Here is a 15,960-nt window from a genome sequence, read left to right as displayed (position 1 = left end):
CTTCATGTATTCCGGTGGCGTACGCCACCTGCCGGTTGCCATCCGCCGTCGTCAGAAATTCCGCGTGACGAACAAGCCGACGAAATTGCGGTCCGCATAAGGCTGGCCCACCGTGTTGTGGCCGCCCCAGAACGCGGTGAAGTTGATGCCGGCCTGCCAGTTCGGCGGGTTCTGGTTGAACAGCACGTAGACGTTCAGCGACTTCGCGCCCTGCATGTAATTCGCGGTGAAGGTCGGCGTGTAGCCGTACAGGCCGGTCGAGAACGTCACGCCCGGCGTGACCTGCCAGCCGGGAATCAGCGAGCCGTCATAGGTCCAGTTGAAGTCGACCGTCGCGCCCACCGAGCTCGACGTACCCTGGCCCATCCCGATCGGATAGCCGGCCGCAGACCCGTTGTTCAGCCACGGCAGGTAGCCGGTCTGCGGCACCTGCGTGACGGTCTGCCCGCCGACCGTGCGGGTGACGCCGCTCGAACTCAGTCCCGGGTAGTAGATCCACGTCAGTTCCCACGTCAGTGCGGCCGAATCGGCGCCGAGCAGTTTCAGGAACGGGTACTCGCTGCGCGTAAGCGCGAGCAGGCCGTTGATGTCGTACTGGAACTTCTTCTTGTCGACCCATTGCGGGCAGTCCACGCCGGCCACGCCGTTCGTGTTCAGGTCGAGCGGGCCGCCCGCGCCATAGCAGCTCGACAGCGCGACCGCGTCGCGCGGACGGTACGACAATTCGGTGCCGATTGCCCACGGCCCGACGCCGAAGTTCGCGCTGACGCCGAACAACTGGCGCCGGCCGAGATACGACCATTGCTCGGTGCCGTTCGCGAGCGACGCGAGCACCGGCGACTTGTCGGTGTAGTTCAGGTAGTAGAACGCGAAGTTCGCGTCGAACGCGCGCGGCGAATAGTTGAACTTCACGCCGAACTGCGGGCGGTATTTGGCCGGCAGGGTCGTCGTGCTCGGCAGGCCGATATCGTTGAACGGCGGCCCGGCGTAGGTGCCGTTCACGAGCCCGTTCCTGATCGCGTTGAGCGTGTCCTGGTTGCCGGCCGCGCCCGATCCGCCGATCGCGTTGGCGATCGTGCCCGCGCTCGGGCCGGTCACGTTCAGGTTGTTCGTGTTGATCGTGAACGGTTCCGCGCCGCGGCCGAAGCCGTTCGTCACCGACCAGTACGACCCGACCGGCGGGTAGCGGTTGCCGTTCCACTGGAACTGGTAATACGCCTCGGTACTGAACCCGTGCGAGAGGTCGGCCGCGAAGCTCGCCATCGGCGCGGGCAGCAGCGCCTGCTTGAGCTGCGAGCCGGGAATCAGCAGTTTCTGCGCATCGATCGAGTTCGTCGCGTTGATGCCGCTTTGCGCGAACATGCTCTCGCCCCAGTTGATCACCTGGTTGCCGAGCCGCACGTGCGCGTTGCGCCCGCCGATCGTGAAATCCTTCTGCGCCCACAGGTCGAGCAGTTGCGCGTTGTAGACGACCTGCGCGGCCGCCGTGCTCGACAACGGCGTGCGGTTCGTGTTCCTGGCCATGAAGTCGTACATGCCCGTGCCGCGCACCATGAACTTCAGCCCTTCGCCCGGCATCTTCAGCAGCAGCTCGCTGGTCGCGCTGACGTAGGTGCTGAACGGCTGGCCCTTGCGATAGTTCAAGTCACCGTCGTCCGCGTAGCCCCATTGGTTCGTGTTCGCGCCCGCACCGCAGCCGAAGGCGTTCGGGTCGCCGGTGAGCGAGCAGCTCGGGTTTTTGGTCCGGATGCCGGCGCCCGCCGTCAGGTTCGTCACCCACGAGCCCTGCACGGCGCCGCCGCCCGCCGTGAAATCGTACGCATACGCGCTCGACGTCGCGGCGCCCGCCATCGCCAACGATACCGTAGTATTCCTGAACAATCGTGCCGGTTCCATGATACGCCTCCGCCCCTGTTCGATGCCGGCGCACGATCGTTGCGCGCGCCGGTCCTTGTATCCGTCAGCCGGTTTACGTCACCGCTCGCTGACCGAGCGCAGCGATTCCGCCGTATAGAAATCCTGCTTGAAGCGAGGATCGTCCGCGTGCTCGAGCCAGCGCACGTCCTTGCCCTGGCCGATCGACGACGCATCGAACACGTAACGGCCGTTGATCATGTCGTATTGCGCGAGCGGTTCGTTGTCGCAGGTGCCGCCGAGCTCCCACACCGGAATCGGGTAACTTTCCCGCACCTTCCACAGCTTGCCCTGCGCGTCGTAGTCCTCGCCCACCAGCGCGAGCCAGCTGTCCTCGTCGAGATAGAACACCTTCTTCGACGCGACGTGCCGTGCGCTCGGCTTCAACGCCGCCTCGACCACCCACACGCGATGCGTCTCGTAGCGCCGGCTCGCGGCGGCGAGGCCGTCGGGCGTCGCGACGTCATGCAGCTTGCTCTTGAACCGGTACAGGCCGAACGCGTTGTACGGAACGATCATTTCCTTCTTGCCGACCAGCTTCCAGTTGAAGCGGTCGAGCGAGCCGTTGATCATGTTCCCTTCGTCGATCAGGTACTGGTTCTCGAAGCCGATCAGCGGCGCGTCGTGCGTGTAGGCCGGCATGCGTCGCACGCGGCGCTGGCCCGGGAAGTAGTAGTACGTCTCCGACGGCTTGTTGAAGTACTGGCGCTGCACGAACGCCTGGCCGGCCAGCGCCGCCGGCGAATTCATCTGGAAGTAGACGGCCGTGCTGAGCTGGTCGACCTCCTGCGGCGACGTCTTGCCGAGCTTGCCGGACGGGAAGTAATACGTCTGCGGGCCGACTGCGTCGATCCATTCGCTGCTGCCCGGACGCGGTGAAATCGTCGTGGCGACCTGCGCCCAGTCGACGCCTTCGCCGCGATAGCGCATCTCGTAGTTCAGGATCGCTTCGATGCCGCTTTTCGGTTGCGGAAACGGCACGCCGGGCAACGCGGCCGCGGCGAGGTTCTCGCCGCTCGCATCCAGCTTCGCGGCGGTGAGGTTCGCCTTCGAGTTCTGCTCGACGGCATCCGGCAACTGGCATTCGCGATGGGACGGATAGACGTCCATCCGGTAGCCCTTCTTCTGCTTGATCAGCGCCACCTGGCCGGGCGACAGCTTGTCCGCATACTTGTCGACGTTCGCCGCGTCGATCGAGTAGAGCGGTTTCTCGTTGCGATGCTTCCAGAAATCGCCGCGCACCTTGCCCCACTCCCAGCCGGCGTCGGGCGACTGCTTGCCCGCGTACGCCGGCACCGCGCCGTCCTTGCTCGCCGAGCGGTCGGCGCCGGCCGGCGTCAGGTCGTCCGCCGCGACGGCGGTGCCGATCGCGACACATGCAGCGGCCGCGATCGCGGACGTGGTCCAGAAACGATGCTTCTTCATCATGGTTCTCCTTGCTGCTCCGCCTTCGCTCGCCCATTCCGGACGAAACCCGTTTGCTTCGATCGTCGCCGCCAGTCGACGGCGACGTCGCACCTTGTCGCGCCGGCCGGAGTTTCTCCGGCCGATCGTTTGCCGCTCGACTGCCATTCCAGTATTTTTCGTCAGGACTGCGATTCGACTGGAACGCAGAGTCGGCGAACAACCCTCGTGCCTTCCGTCAGCCCTTGCCGGACCCGGCCACCGCCACCGCGCGAATCTCGACACACAGCCCCGGCAGCGCCAGCTGCGTGACGCCGACCGCCGTCCACGACGGGTAACGGTCGGGGAAATACACGTCCTTGACCGCTGCGAAGCCTTCGGTCTCGCGCTGCAGATCCGTATGGAAGGTCGTGAGTTCGACGACATCGGCGAGGCTCGCGCCGGCTTCCTCGAGGATCGCCTTCAGGCACTCGAACGCGATCCGCGCCTGCGCCTGCACGCCGTCGGCCGGCTGCATCTGCGCGTCGAGGCCGACCTGGCCCGACACCCAGATCGTGTCGCCGACGCGCGTCGCCGGCGAGAAGTGATACGCGTCGTACCACGGCTGAAACGCTGCCGGCACGATCGATTGCCGCTTCGGAGTGGCTGTCATGATGAAAATCTCCCGGTTCAGACGAGTTGACGGAAACACGGCGCGCGGAACGGATCGCCGGCCTTCAGCGCGGCGAGTTCCTCGACGAACAGCACGCCGGCCGGCGTGAATCCCGAGCGGCTTTCGTCGGGCAGCGGACTGAACACCGCGTCGTCGCCGAAAAAGCGCAGCACGAGCGTGTGGCGATCGGGGAAAACGGCGTCGACCGCGCCGCCGCCGTGCAGCACGCCCGGATGAAGCAGCAGCACGTCGCCCGGTTTCGTTTCCCACGACAGGATGTCGTACGCATCCGGCGCCGCGCGGCGCTCGGCCTCGATGTTCGGCAAGCGCGGCCACACGTCGCCGCCGTGCAACGGGTCGGTCGGATCGTCGGCGTTCTGGAACGTCGTGCCGTCATACCGCACACCGTGATGCGAGCCGCGCACGATCTCAAGCGCATTGCGCTTCGGTACGTGCTCGAAGCTGATCCACGCGTTGCCGAAATGCATCCCCTGCCACGGCAGGTACGACGTGTCCTGGTGCCACGGCGAGCGTGCGCTCTTGCCGCCGGCCTTCATGAACAGCTCCTCGGCGAAGTACCACACGTGCTTCGAGCCCCACAGGTCGGCGAACAGTTGCCCGAACGGCAGCGTGCCGACCAGTGCGTCGAGCCGCGCCTTCGCGTACGGGTTCGCGTTGTCGTTGTGCGACTTGTGTTCGGTGCCGTCGAGCAGCGTCGTCGCCATCGGGCCCGGGTTCTCCATCCCCCAGTCGAACACCGCGCGGCATTGCGCGAGTTGTTCGTCGTTCAGCACGCCTTCGATGAGCACGGCTCCGTCCTCGAAGAACGCCTTGCGCGTCATTGCATCCATCGTCCATCTCCCGATTCGTTCAGCCACGACCGGCGGTTCGCCTTCATTGCCGGTCACCAGTAGAACACGATGACTATGTTAGGTCATCATGACAAAAATAATGAAAAGAAAAAGACGGGGTATTCCCTGTTTCGTCTGCATGATCGAACGTCCGTCGCCGTCCGCCGCCGGCCCGTCATGACAATCGGCTTTCGGCCTTCATACACGCACACGACAACGCACCGCCGCCGCTTCTTCGCGCGTTCATCCGCGCACGCGGTCGAACACCATGTGCGTGATGAAGCCGACCAACACCGCGTCGGCCAGCGCGTCGACCGTGCTCCGTGCATCGGCCGCGCCGTCCGACTGCATGCCGTCGCACAGCGCGGTCAGGCCGCGCGCCAGCACCGGCGCAGGCAACGGCAGCGACACGCCGGCCCGCGCCGCATACGCGTCGATGCACGCGACCGCGAGCGCCTGCCGTTCGCGCAGCAACGTGCCGAAGCGCGCGCGGAACCGCGTATCGCGCGCCGCCTGGAGCTGCGCGTCGAGCCACATCAGGCGCGATGCAGACCGGGTCGTGCCCCTTCGCCAGTACGCGAGCATCGCGCGCTGCGCGTCGTCGGCGGGGTCATGCGAACCGACGATCCGCTGCAATGCCGCGGCAGCCTCGCCCTGATCGCGTCGTAGCAACTCGAACAGTGCGTCGGCCTTGCCGCGGAAGTTCGAGTAGAACGCGCCGCGCGTATGCCCGGCCGTCGCGGCAATGTCTTCCACGCTCGCGGCCGCATACCCCTTCTCCGCGAAGATCGCGCGCGCGGCATCGATCAAGCGTTCGTGCGTCGCATTGCGCCGCTCGGCGCGGGTCAGGCGAACCCGGTCCATCCGCGCGCTCCGCGATCGCCGCAGCCGGACCCGCGACCGGCGCGCGCCGTGTCCGCTTCCTCGATGGCGCGACTCATTTCGGATACGACAGGACGCCCGCGTTCACCTTGCCGGGCCCGGCGTCGCGCTCCAGCGCGCAATACGCGTAATAGAGCGCGGCGGTCAGGTACGACCAAGTCAGCAACGCCAGTACGTAGAAATTGAACACGACGTTGGTTTCCTCGCCGGGAATCTTGTAGAAATCGTAGATGCACGCGATCGCCTGCGAAGCGACGAGCGCGAGCGTCGTCGTCAGCGCGTGGACCGCGTGGCCGGCACGCACGAGCCGCCACACGAAACCGGCGAGATAGATCGACATCAGCGTCCACATCGCCACGTAAAAGTAGGGCAGCGCATGCTGCAACGCGCCGGCCACGAGCGCGACCGTCCCGAGCGTCGCGAGCACGAACAGCGTCACGTCCTGCCGCATCGACGGCCGGTAGCCGTGCGTGACGGCCATCAGGCCCGCGACCGCGATCACCGGCATCCCGAACCCGCGCGAGAACGCGTCGAGGAAGTGCGACACGAAGTACGACACCGGCGATTCCGTCGCGAAGAAGATCACTGCGTTGGACGCGGAGATCGTCACGATCCACCATTCGAAGCCGAGCAGGAAGTTGCGCTTGCGCACGAACTTGAAGCCGTAGACGCCGGTCGTCATCGCGAGCGTCGCGCTGGCAAGACAAAGGACAAGTGATCTGTGATCCATGGTTCGAACTCCCGAAGTCGATTGCTGCCGTTGATTCACTGCCTGGCGGGGCCAAGGCTTGCAAGATAGGTCGCCACCGCCGCCCGATCGTCCGCCGACATCGCCTTCGCGACGCGCTGCATCGTGCCGGTCGCCTCGCTGCGCGAGCCCGTCGCGAACGCGTCGAGCTGCGCGAGCAGATAGTCGTAACCCTGGCCGGCCAGACGCGGGAACTGCGCCTGCCCCGTCAGCCGTGCGCCGTGGCAGGCCGCGCACGCGCCGCCCGTTACCAATTGCTCGCCTTTCGTGCGCAGTCGTGCATCCGGCTTGAAATAGCGGTTGTCCAGCGGCGCCTGCTTCGCGTAATAGCCGGCCACACGCGTGATCTCGGCCTCGCTCATCGTCATCGCGAGCGGGCCCATCGTCGGGTTCGTGCGTTGCCCGCCCGCAAACGCGCGAAGCTGCGCGGCCACGTACTGCGCCGGCTGGCCGGCGAGGCTCGGATAAGCCTGGCTGAGCGACGTGCCCTTCACGCCGTGGCAGCCCATGCACGCGTCGGTCACGCGCGGCCACGGGCCGCCGTCGGCGTCATCGGCTTGCGCAGCCGTATCGATATGGCTCTGCAGGCGATAGAAGCCGAGCAGCGTCGGGCCGTAGAGCGCCAGCAACGCACCGATCACCACGAGCGCCGCGACGAGCAGCATGCGTTTCTTCATTTTCGGTCTCCTAAGCACGACGCAGCGCATTGAGCGCCTGAAGCGCACTTTGGTGACCGGCGCGCACGGCGCCGTCCATGTAGCCGGCCCAGATGTTCGCGGTCTCGGTGCCCGACCAGATCAGGTTGCCGCACGGCGCGCGCAACGCGTCGCCGTGCGCGCTCCAGAAGCCGGGCGGGATCGCCGACACGCACGTGATCGTCCACGGGTCGGCCAGCCCCCAGTCGCGATCGTGGTACGACACCGGCGCACGCGCTTCGTCGCCCCACGCCTGCGCATAGAGATCCATGTGCATCTGCTGCGCGGCATGCGGACCCGACGGCATCAGCGCATTCCGGACGAATGCGTTGATCACGCCGATCTCGCCGCCCGGCGGCGAATTGTCGTAGGCCCAGAAGATCGGCCCGTCGGTCTGGAAGATGTGGCCGTTCAGTCCCTTGTCGCGCCAGAACGGGCGGCGATAGACCATCGCCGTCTTGCGCGCCGGCGAATGGGCCGGCCACGCGCGCTGCAGCGCGTGGCGCTTTTCAGGCAGCGGCGGATCGAATTGCACCTGGTGGCACAGCGCCGGGTGAAGCGCCATCACGACCTTTTTCGCGCGCACCGTGCCGCGATCGGTCTGCAACGTGACGACGTCGCGATCCCAGCCGACGATCCGCCGCACCGGCGACGACAGCCGCACCTTGTCGCCCAGTTGCTGCGCCATCCGGATGCTCAGGCGCTGCGAGCCGCCGACGAACCGCGTTTCCTGTGCGCTATGCTTGATCGAGTCGAGCTGCGCGTAATCGCAATCGGCGGAGTTGATCATCGACAGGAAGTGCAGCAGCCCCATCTTCGCCGGCGCGACGCCTCCCGACAGCGAGATCGATGCGTTCCAGCCCATCCGGTCTTCCGCCTTGATACCCTGTGTCGAGAGCCAGTCGCCGACCGACAGCCGGTCGAGCTCGCCGACCTTCGGCGACGTCCACGGCGCACCGGACGGCACGTCGCGCGACAACCTGCCGAGCTTCGCCGCGACGGCCTCGTCGGTGCCGAAGGTGCCCTCCAGGTCGATCTCGGCGCGCCCGTCGCCGCCCAGGATCACCGTCTTGCCCGCGTAGTAGCTCGGAAACGTGCCGACTTCCAGCTCGCGGGCGAGATCGGCGATCGCCGTCTGGCCCGGGCCGATCCACTGGCCGCCGACTTCGGTCACGAAGCCGCCGCCGACGTCGTAGTTCAGCGTGCGGCCGCCCACGCGGTCGCGCGCCTCCAGCACGACGAAGGATTCGCAACCCGCGTAGCGCAGGTCGCGCGCGGCCGTCAGGCCGGCCAGCCCCGCGCCGACGATCGCGACATCGAGGACGTCGCCGCCCTGGCCGGCGGCTGACGCCGAATCGGCCTTCGCCCGCGCGGCGCCGAGTGCAAGACCGCTCGCCGCGACCGACGCGCCCGCGACCTTGAGCCACTGCCTGCGCTGCAGGTCGGGCGACCCGCTGATGGATGACTTCCTGGACATGATCGGTAAATGACGCCTGCAATGGGCGCGAACGCCGGCCGCCCTGCCGGGAGACAGCCATCGTTCGCGCGGAGTCTGACGACGGGATGCGATCCCGATCCGCTTCACCTGCCGCCGGCCCACCCGCCCCTCTGACGGGGCGCGCGAATCCGGTTCGCATTCCTGCCTGAACACGCGCCGGACTGCCCGTACCGATATGGATTTTCCGGCGTCGCCAATTAGTACATGTTGCAAAAGTTAGGTCATGATACATAAAACAGGATCGAAAAAAAAAGACAGGGTATTCCCCTGTCGGGCAATGCATCGCAGCGCTTCCGAAAGGTCGCGGAAAGCCCGCGCACGCGACGGCGATCGGCGCGGCTTCGCCCGTCTCCGTTCGGTTGCGCGGGCCGTGCGGTAGTATGGCGATTCGATGGAACCCCGATAGATCCGAACGAGTGGCCATGCCCGAATTTTCTTCATCTCCCGGCGCCGGCCAGCGCGCACAGGCGCTCGTCCTCATCGCCGAGGACGAGCCCGAGATCGCCGAGATCCTGATCGCCTATTTCGCGCGCAACGGCCTGCGTACCGTGCACGCCGCCGACGGCCGCCGCGCGCTCGAACTCCACCTGTCGCTGAAGCCCGATCTCGTGCTGCTCGACGTGCAGATGCCGCACGTCGACGGCTGGAAGGTGCTCGCCGAGATCCGCCATCGCGGCGATACGCCGGTCATCATGCTGACCGCGCTCGACCAGGACATCGACAAGCTGACCGGGCTGCGCATCGGCGCCGACGACTACGTGGTCAAGCCGTTCAACCCGGCCGAAGTCGTCGCGCGCGCCCAGGCGGTGCTGCGCCGGTCGATGGGCGGCTCGCGCCAGGAAGAGCAGCGCGTGCTGCGCGCCGCGCCGTTCGAGATCGATCTCGAGCACCACGAAGCGACGGTCGAAGTCGACGGCGCGCGCCACACGCTCGTGCTGACGCTCACCGAATTCAAGCTGCTCGCGCAGCTCGCGCGCGCGCCGCGCCGCGTGTTCAGCCGCGCCGAGCTGATGGCCACCTGCCTGCCGGAAGGCGACGCGCTGGAGCGCACGGTCGACAGCCACGTCAGCAAGCTGCGCAAGAAACTCGACGATCTCGGCGTCGCGGGCGTGCCGGCCAGCGTGCGCGGCGTCGGCTACAAACTGTGGAGCGGCGAGTGAGACTCGATGGCCTGAGCCGCCAGATCGCGCTGACGATGGGCGCGATCGCCTTCGGCGTCACGGTGCTGATCGTCGTGACGGCCTATGCGTTCTACTACCTGCTGTACCAGTACTCGCCGGAGTCGTTCCAGCCGCAGAGCTGGCTCCCGAGCGGGCCGGAGTGGGTATGGATCATCTCGACCACGCTGGTCGGCCTGCTGATTGCAGTCATCGTCGCGATCAACCTGTCGCGCCGCATCCTCGTGCCGCTGAATTCGGTGACGGACAGCATTCGCCGGGTCGCGCGCGGCGATCTCGGCGCACGCGCGGTTGCCGGCGACCGTTCGTTGAAGGAAGCGGCGCTGCTCGCCGACAACTTCAACGCGCTCGCGAGCGAACTGCAGCGCGTGACCGACGAGCAAACCTTCTGGAACGCGGCGATCGCGCACGAACTGCGCACGCCCGTGACCGTGCTGCGCGGCCGGCTGCAGGGGCTCGCCGAAGGCGTGTTCACGCCGAGCGAGGCGCTGTACCGCAGCCTGCTCGCGCAGGTCGAAGGGCTGACGCGGCTGATCGAGGATCTGCGCGTGGTCAGCCTCGCCGACAGCGGCCACCTGAGCATCGAGATCCGCGACATCGATCTCGCCGCCGAAGTGCGCGCCGTGGTCGACGTGTTCGCGCACGCGCTGCAGGCCGCCGGCCAGCATCCGGAACTCGACCTCGACCCGCGTCGCATGCGCTGCGACCCGGTCCGCATGCGCCAGGCGTTGCTCGCGCTGCTGGAGAACGCACGCCGCCATGCGGTGCCCGGCGCGATCCGGATCCAGACGCGCATCGAGAACGGAATGTGCCGGCTGCGCGTCGAGGACGACGGCCCGGGCATTCCCGCCGAGTTCGCGCCGCACGTGTTCCAGGCGTTCCGGCGCGTCGACGAGTCGCAACCCGGCGGCACCGGCCTCGGGCTCGCCGTCGTCGCGGCGATCGCGCATGCGCATCGCGGCGAAGCGCTGTGCGTGCCGACCGGCGCGGGCGGCACGCGGTTCGACGTGCAGTGGCCCGACGACCTCGTGCCGGCGCCCGACGGCGAGCGCTTCCCGGCGTAACGCGCGGGCTCCGGCGCTCAAGCGCGCGGCTCGCGCCCGACCTGTTCGAGCGGCGGCCGGAACCCGAGCACCGTGTACTCCATCACCGATACCGTCCCTTTGCCGGCCGCGCCCTGCACGATCACCGCGCGTACGGCGCCGGCGCGGTCGAATGTCAGCCGCGTGCCGACGGTCGCGTGACGCAACGCCTCCAGCTCCTCGATCCGCGCGATCGCCAGCTTGCGTACCGCGCCCGACACGTACACGGGCAGGAACGCCAGCGCGATGAAGATCGACACCGCGTCCTTCGACACGCTGTCCAGTACCGGCTGGCCCGACATCACGAGCGACAGCGACGTCGCGGCGACGAAGATCGCGAGCACGGTGGCACCGACGCCGAGCGACGCGAGCCGCTCGGCCGCCTTCTTCATGAGCGCCTTCACGAGTGCGCGCGCGGTCTCGGACGTCATCAGCCATTCGCGCTGCGCACCGTAGAAGCCGGCGATGCCGAGAAATAGCGTCGCGACCGCGCTGATCGCGATGCTGGTGTACAGCGCGCCGGCCATCACGCAGACGAATTCCAGCACGAACACGATCGCGAGCGGGCACAGCAGCAGGCGGAACGAATAGCCGTCGCGGCCGTGCCCGCGGATCCACCATCTCACCGGCGCGAGCTGCCAGAAGCGGCTCTCCGGGCGCAGCGAAAGTTCGTCGTTGTCGGTCAATTTCCCACCTGTCGAATCTCGCACCGTGTCGGCGACGGCCGGCACGCAGGCCGTGAATCCGCACGGCCGCAGCCGCATTCTCCCAGATGCACGACCCGGCGCGAAAGGGCGCTCCACCGCCCCGACCACCACATTTTGTGCATCGCACGACCGACCCTGAGCAAAAAGTATCGGTTCGCGAACTTTTTTGATGTGGTGATCGCATCGCCCGCGTCACACCATTGTCCCTGCCGTCATCGGCGGCATTCGAACAAGCAGAATCAAGGAGACACGGGTGAACAAGATGCGAATCGTCGCAGCCGGCGTGCTGCTCGGCGCCTGTCTGCCGGGCGTCGCGACCGCGCAGGTCTGCAAGGTGCCGACCCTTCGGGTGCTCGCGCAGAAGAGCCTCGGCTTGTCGGTGATGGAGAAATCGCTGGCCGACTACGAGAAGAAGAGCGGCACGAAGGTCGAGATCAGCTATTTCGGCGAGAACGACCGCCGCGCGAAATCGCGGCTCGACGCGTCGACCGGCGCGGGTTCGTACCAGATCTACTACGTCGACGAGGCGAACGTCGCCGAATTCGCGTCGGCCAACTGGATCGTGCCGCTCCTCAAGTACTACCCGAAGGAATACGACTACGACGACTTCCTGCCCGGCCGCCGCGCGGTCGCGAGCTACAACGGCGTCGCGTACTTCGCGCCGCTGATCGGCGGCGGCGACTTCCTGTTCTACCGCCGCGACCTGCTCGACGCCGCGCACATCCCCGTGCCGAAGACGCTCGACCAGCTCGTCGCCGCGATCAAGAAGCTCAACGCGCCGCCGAAGCTGTACGGCTGGGTCGCGCGCGGCCAGCGCGGCTCGGGGATGAACGTGTGGCGCTGGTCGCCGTTCATGCTCGGCATGGGCGGCGCGTGGACCGACAAGAGCGGCCAGCCCGCGTTCAATTCGCCGGCCGCCGTGAAGGCCACGCAGCTCTACGGCGACCTGTTCAAGTACGCGCCGCCGGGCGCTGCCACCTACGACTGGAGCAACGCGCTCGAAGCGTTCCGCTCCGGCAAGGTCGCGTTCATGATCGAATCGACGCCGTTCGCGGACTGGATGGAAGATGCGAGCAAGTCGAGCGTGGCCGGCAAGGTCGGCTACACGCGGCCGCCCGCGCCGCTGCCGTCGGCCGCGTACGGCCACGGCTTCGCGATCTCGGCCGTCGGCGCGAAGGACGACTGCACGCGCATGGCCGCCGGCCGCTTCATCGCGTGGGCGACCAGCAAGGACCAGGAGCAGGCACGGCTGCGCAACGGCGTATTCAGCGACTACAACCGCACGAGCACGATCGGCAGTCCGTACTTCAAGCAGCACGTCGCGCCGCAGATTCAGGCCGGGCTGAACGACACCAACCCCGTCACGCAGGTAACGATCTGGCGTACGCCGCAGTGGCCGGATATCGGCGACAACCTCGGCATCGCGCTCGAACAGGTGTTCACCGGCACGCAGACGGATATCCGCGGCACGCTCGACGACGCGGACCAGTACGCGAAGGACGCGCTCGAACATGTCGCTCGCAAATGACGGCGCCGGCGGACGCGCGCTCGGCGTCCGCCCGGCCCCTTCCCCGTCTTCGGCCCGGCGCGGCCGCGAGCGCCGCGACCGCACGAGCCTGCCGTGGGTGTTCCTCGCGCCGACGCTCGCGCTGCTCGCGGTCCTGAGCCTCGTCCCGACGATCGCCGCGATCAACCTCGCGTTGCGCAACCGCGTGCTGCGCTACCCGGACAGCGAATACGTGGGCCTGCGCAACTTCGTCCGGCTCGCGTCGGACCGGCGCTTCCTGAACGCGATCGAGGTGTCGGTGCTGTGGGAAGTCGTCACGGTCGCCGGCGCGGTGCTGGTCGGCATCGCGCTCGCGGTGTTCCTGTTCGAGCGCGTGCACGGTCGCTGGCGCCGCTTCGCGTCGCTGGTGCTGATCATGCCGGTGCTGCTGCCGCGCGTGTCGGCCGCGTTCATCTGGAAGTTCATGTACGCGCCGCTCACCGGGATCCTGAGCTGGCTGCTCGGCATGCTCGGCGTCGAGCACACCGCGTTTCTCGCCGATCCGCATCTCGCGCTGTATGCGGTCGCGCTCGTCGACGTGTGGCAGTGGGGGCTGTTCTTCGCGGTCGTGATCCTGAAGCTGCTGGAGACGCTGCCGCCCGAGCCGCTCGAAGCCGCGCGGCTCGACTACGCGACGACGTGGCAGGTGCATGCGTACATCGCGCTGCCGATGCTGAAGGCGCCGCTCGTGAGCCTCGTGTTCATCAAGATGGTCGAATCGCTGCGCTCGTTCGACCTGATCTACGTGATGACCAAGGGCGGCCCCGGCATCGCGACCGAAACGCTCGATCTCTACGCGTACCAGCAGGGCATCGGCCTCGCCGGCAAGGTGTCGTATGCGTCGGGCATGGCCGTGCTGATGATGGTCGCGACCACGCTCGTCTTCACGCTCATCTGGAAGAGGGTCAACAAATGGGACGACTGACGGCTCGCCGAATGGTTCGCCGCGGCTCCGCCGCCACCGTGTCCACCGTCGCGATCGCCGGCGCGATCCTGATCGTCGCCGCGTTCCCGCTGTTCTGGGCCGTGCTCAATTCGCTCAAGCACCTGCTCGACATCGTCACGCCGACGCCGCGCTTCTTCTTCACGCCGACGCTCGCGAACTACGAACAGGTGCTGTCGAGCCCCGAAGTATTGATCGGGCTCGGCAACAGCATCGCGATCGTCGGCGCGGCCGTGCTGATCGGCGCGGTGCTCGGCGTGCCGGCCGCGTACGCGATCGCGCGCTACCCGGTGCGCGGCAAGCGCGACATCCAGTTCTTCCTGCTGTCGCTGCGCTTTTTGCCGCCCGTCGCGGTCGCGCTGCCGCTGATCGCGATCTGGGTCGATCTCGGGCTGTACGACACGAAGCTGTCGATGATCGTCACGTATCTGCTGGTCACGCTGTCGACCATCACGTGGCTGTCGATTCCCGTATTTCGCCGGCTGCCGCGCGAGATCGAGGAAGCCGCCGCGCTCGACGGCTACGGCCCGTACGCGGTGTTCTGGCACATCGCGCTGCCGGTGTGCGCGAGCACGCTGCTCGGCGGGATCGTGTTCAGCTTCGTGCTGGTGTGGAACGAACTGATGATCGCGCTCGCGCTCACGTCGTCGCGCAGCGCGACGCTGCCGGTGGTCGCGTCCGCGTTCACGTCGCTCGGCCAGGAAGTGCCGTGGGGCGTGATCAACGCGTCGACGGTGCTGCTCGCGCTGCCGCCGCTCGTATTCGTCGGCATGCTGAGCCGGCTGCTCAATTCGATCGTCAAGGGAAAATGAGGAGAACACGTTGAAAGCGCTCGTACTCGAACGCACGCGCGAGCTCGCGCTGCGCGACATCGACCTGCCGCAAGAGGTCGGCCCCGGCGACGTCCGGATCAAGGTTCATACGGTCGGCGTCTGCGGCAGCGACGTGCATTACTACGTTCACGGCGGAATCGGCCCGTTCCGCGTCGATGCGCCGATGGTGCTCGGTCACGAAGCGTCCGGCACCGTCGTCGAGACCGGTGCCGGCGTCACGCACCTGCGCGTCGGCGACCGCGTGTGCATGGAGCCCGGCGTGCCGCGCCTCGATTCGCCCGCGACGCTGCGCGGGCTGTACAACCTCGATCCCGACGTGCGCTTCTGGGCGACGCCGCCGATCCACGGCTGCCTGACGCCGTTCGTCGTGCATCCGGCCGCGTTCACGTACCGGCTGCCCGACAACGTGTCGTTCGCCGAAGGCGCGATCGTCGAGCCGCTGTCGATCGGCCTGCAGGCCGCGAAGAAGGCGGCGATGAAGCCGGGCGACCTCGCGGTCGTGATCGGCGCCGGCACGATCGGCGCGATGACGGCGCTCGCCGCACTTGCCGGCGGCGCCGCGCGCGTGATCCTCGCCGACGTCGTGCCGGACAAGCTCGCGCTGTTCGCCGGCAACCCGGCCGTCACGACCGTCGACGTGCGCACGCAGCCGCTCGCCGACGCGGTGGCCGGCGCATCGGGCGGCTGGGGCGCGGACGTCGTGTTCGAGGCAAGCGGCAGTGCTAACGCGTATGCGGGCCTCGTCGATCTGATGTGCCCGGGCGGCTGCGCGGTGCTGATCGGGATGCCCGTCGCGCCGGTGCCGCTCGACGTGGTCGCGCTGCAGGCGAAGGAAGGCCGCATCGAATCGGTGTTCCGCTACGCGAACATCTTCCCGCGCGCACTCGCGCTGATCGCGTCCGGCGCGATCGACGTGAAGCCGTTCATCTCGCGCACGTTCCCGTTTTCCGAAGGCGTGCGCGCGTTCGAGGAAGCGGCGAGCGGGCACCCGCGCGACGTCAAGATTCAGATCGAAATGGATTGAGCC

General features: G+C 67.4%; 15 protein-coding genes. 6 read left to right on the top strand and 9 right to left on the bottom strand.

What is annotated here, in order from left to right; all coding sequences use genetic code 11:
* Window positions 1–51: 51 nt before the first annotated feature.
* The 8 genes from WS61_RS22640 to WS61_RS22605 form a co-directional block, all read right to left on the bottom strand.
* A complete protein-coding gene (locus WS61_RS22640; RefSeq protein ID WP_059503630.1) occupies window positions 52–1,896 on the bottom strand; it encodes a DUF1302 domain-containing protein in 1,845 nt (614 codons plus the stop codon).
* 78 nt (window positions 1,897–1,974) lie between these two features.
* Window positions 1,975–3,342 (bottom strand): DUF1329 domain-containing protein, encoded by a 1,368-nt coding sequence (locus WS61_RS22635; RefSeq protein WP_059503628.1) that lies wholly within the window; start codon window positions 3,340–3,342, stop codon window positions 1,975–1,977.
* 214 nt (window positions 3,343–3,556) lie between these two features.
* Entirely contained in the window at window positions 3,557–3,970 is a 414-nt protein-coding gene (locus WS61_RS22630) for a RidA family protein (protein ID WP_006480052.1), read from the bottom strand.
* A 17-nt stretch (window positions 3,971–3,987) separates the two neighbouring features.
* On the bottom strand, window positions 3,988–4,821 hold the full coding sequence (locus WS61_RS22625; protein WP_059503626.1) for a phytanoyl-CoA dioxygenase family protein: 834 nt from the start codon (window positions 4,819–4,821) through the stop codon (window positions 3,988–3,990).
* Between the two features lie 243 nt (window positions 4,822–5,064).
* Window positions 5,065–5,685, bottom strand: a complete 621-nt coding sequence (locus tag WS61_RS22620; RefSeq protein ID WP_059503624.1) for a TetR/AcrR family transcriptional regulator — start codon at window positions 5,683–5,685, stop codon at window positions 5,065–5,067.
* Window positions 5,686–5,758: 73 nt separating this feature from the next.
* Window positions 5,759–6,433: a hypothetical protein gene (locus WS61_RS22615; protein ID WP_059503622.1), complete on the bottom strand. Its 675-nt coding sequence runs from the start codon at window positions 6,431–6,433 to the stop codon at window positions 5,759–5,761.
* Window positions 6,434–6,468: 35 nt separating this feature from the next.
* A complete protein-coding gene (locus tag WS61_RS22610) occupies window positions 6,469–7,128 on the bottom strand; it encodes a c-type cytochrome (protein ID WP_059503620.1) in 660 nt (219 codons plus the stop codon).
* 10 nt (window positions 7,129–7,138) lie between these two features.
* On the bottom strand, window positions 7,139–8,623 hold the full coding sequence (locus WS61_RS22605; protein ID WP_059503618.1) for an FAD-dependent oxidoreductase: 1,485 nt from the start codon (window positions 8,621–8,623) through the stop codon (window positions 7,139–7,141).
* A gap of 443 nt (window positions 8,624–9,066) precedes the next feature.
* Here WS61_RS22605 and WS61_RS22600 point away from each other — a divergent pair, with 443 nt between their 5' ends.
* On the top strand, window positions 9,067–9,804 hold the full coding sequence (locus WS61_RS22600; protein WP_059503617.1) for a response regulator: 738 nt from the start codon (window positions 9,067–9,069) through the stop codon (window positions 9,802–9,804).
* Window positions 9,801–10,886, top strand: coding sequence for an ATP-binding protein (locus WS61_RS22595; RefSeq protein ID WP_059503615.1), 1,086 nt, complete (start codon window positions 9,801–9,803; stop codon window positions 10,884–10,886). Before WS61_RS22600 ends, WS61_RS22595 begins: the two co-directional genes overlap by 4 nt.
* Before the next feature lie 17 nt (window positions 10,887–10,903).
* Here WS61_RS22595 and WS61_RS22590 read toward each other — a convergent pair whose 3' ends face one another.
* Window positions 10,904–11,590: a hypothetical protein gene (locus WS61_RS22590; RefSeq protein WP_059503613.1), complete on the bottom strand. Its 687-nt coding sequence runs from the start codon at window positions 11,588–11,590 to the stop codon at window positions 10,904–10,906.
* 283 nt (window positions 11,591–11,873) lie between these two features.
* Here WS61_RS22590 and WS61_RS22585 point away from each other — a divergent pair, with 283 nt between their 5' ends.
* Genes WS61_RS22585 through WS61_RS22570 form a run of 4 tightly spaced genes read left to right on the top strand, consistent with a single transcriptional unit; the run spans window position 11,874 to window position 15,957 of the window.
* The gene (locus WS61_RS22585) at window positions 11,874–13,139 is read left to right on the top strand and encodes a sugar ABC transporter substrate-binding protein (protein WP_373557132.1); all 1,266 of its coding nucleotides are present in this window, start codon (window positions 11,874–11,876) and stop codon (window positions 13,137–13,139) included.
* Complete coding sequence (locus WS61_RS22580; RefSeq protein ID WP_257127331.1) at window positions 13,123–14,082, top strand: carbohydrate ABC transporter permease; 960 nt, start codon at window positions 13,123–13,125, stop codon at window positions 14,080–14,082. Before WS61_RS22585 ends, WS61_RS22580 begins: the two co-directional genes overlap by 17 nt.
* Window positions 14,070–14,912 (top strand): carbohydrate ABC transporter permease, encoded by an 843-nt coding sequence (locus tag WS61_RS22575; RefSeq protein WP_059503609.1) that lies wholly within the window; start codon window positions 14,070–14,072, stop codon window positions 14,910–14,912. Before WS61_RS22580 ends, WS61_RS22575 begins: the two co-directional genes overlap by 13 nt.
* Before the next feature lie 10 nt (window positions 14,913–14,922).
* Window positions 14,923–15,957, top strand: a complete 1,035-nt coding sequence (locus WS61_RS22570) for an NAD(P)-dependent alcohol dehydrogenase (protein ID WP_059503607.1) — start codon at window positions 14,923–14,925, stop codon at window positions 15,955–15,957.
* Window positions 15,958–15,960 lie beyond the last annotated feature (3 nt).

The organism is Burkholderia sp. ABCPW 11, assembly GCF_001523445.1.
In the GTDB taxonomy this organism is placed as follows: domain Bacteria; phylum Pseudomonadota; class Gammaproteobacteria; order Burkholderiales; family Burkholderiaceae; genus Burkholderia.
The sequence above is the reverse complement of the archived record's forward strand: the minus strand, read 5'-3'. Positions and strand labels throughout refer to the sequence as shown.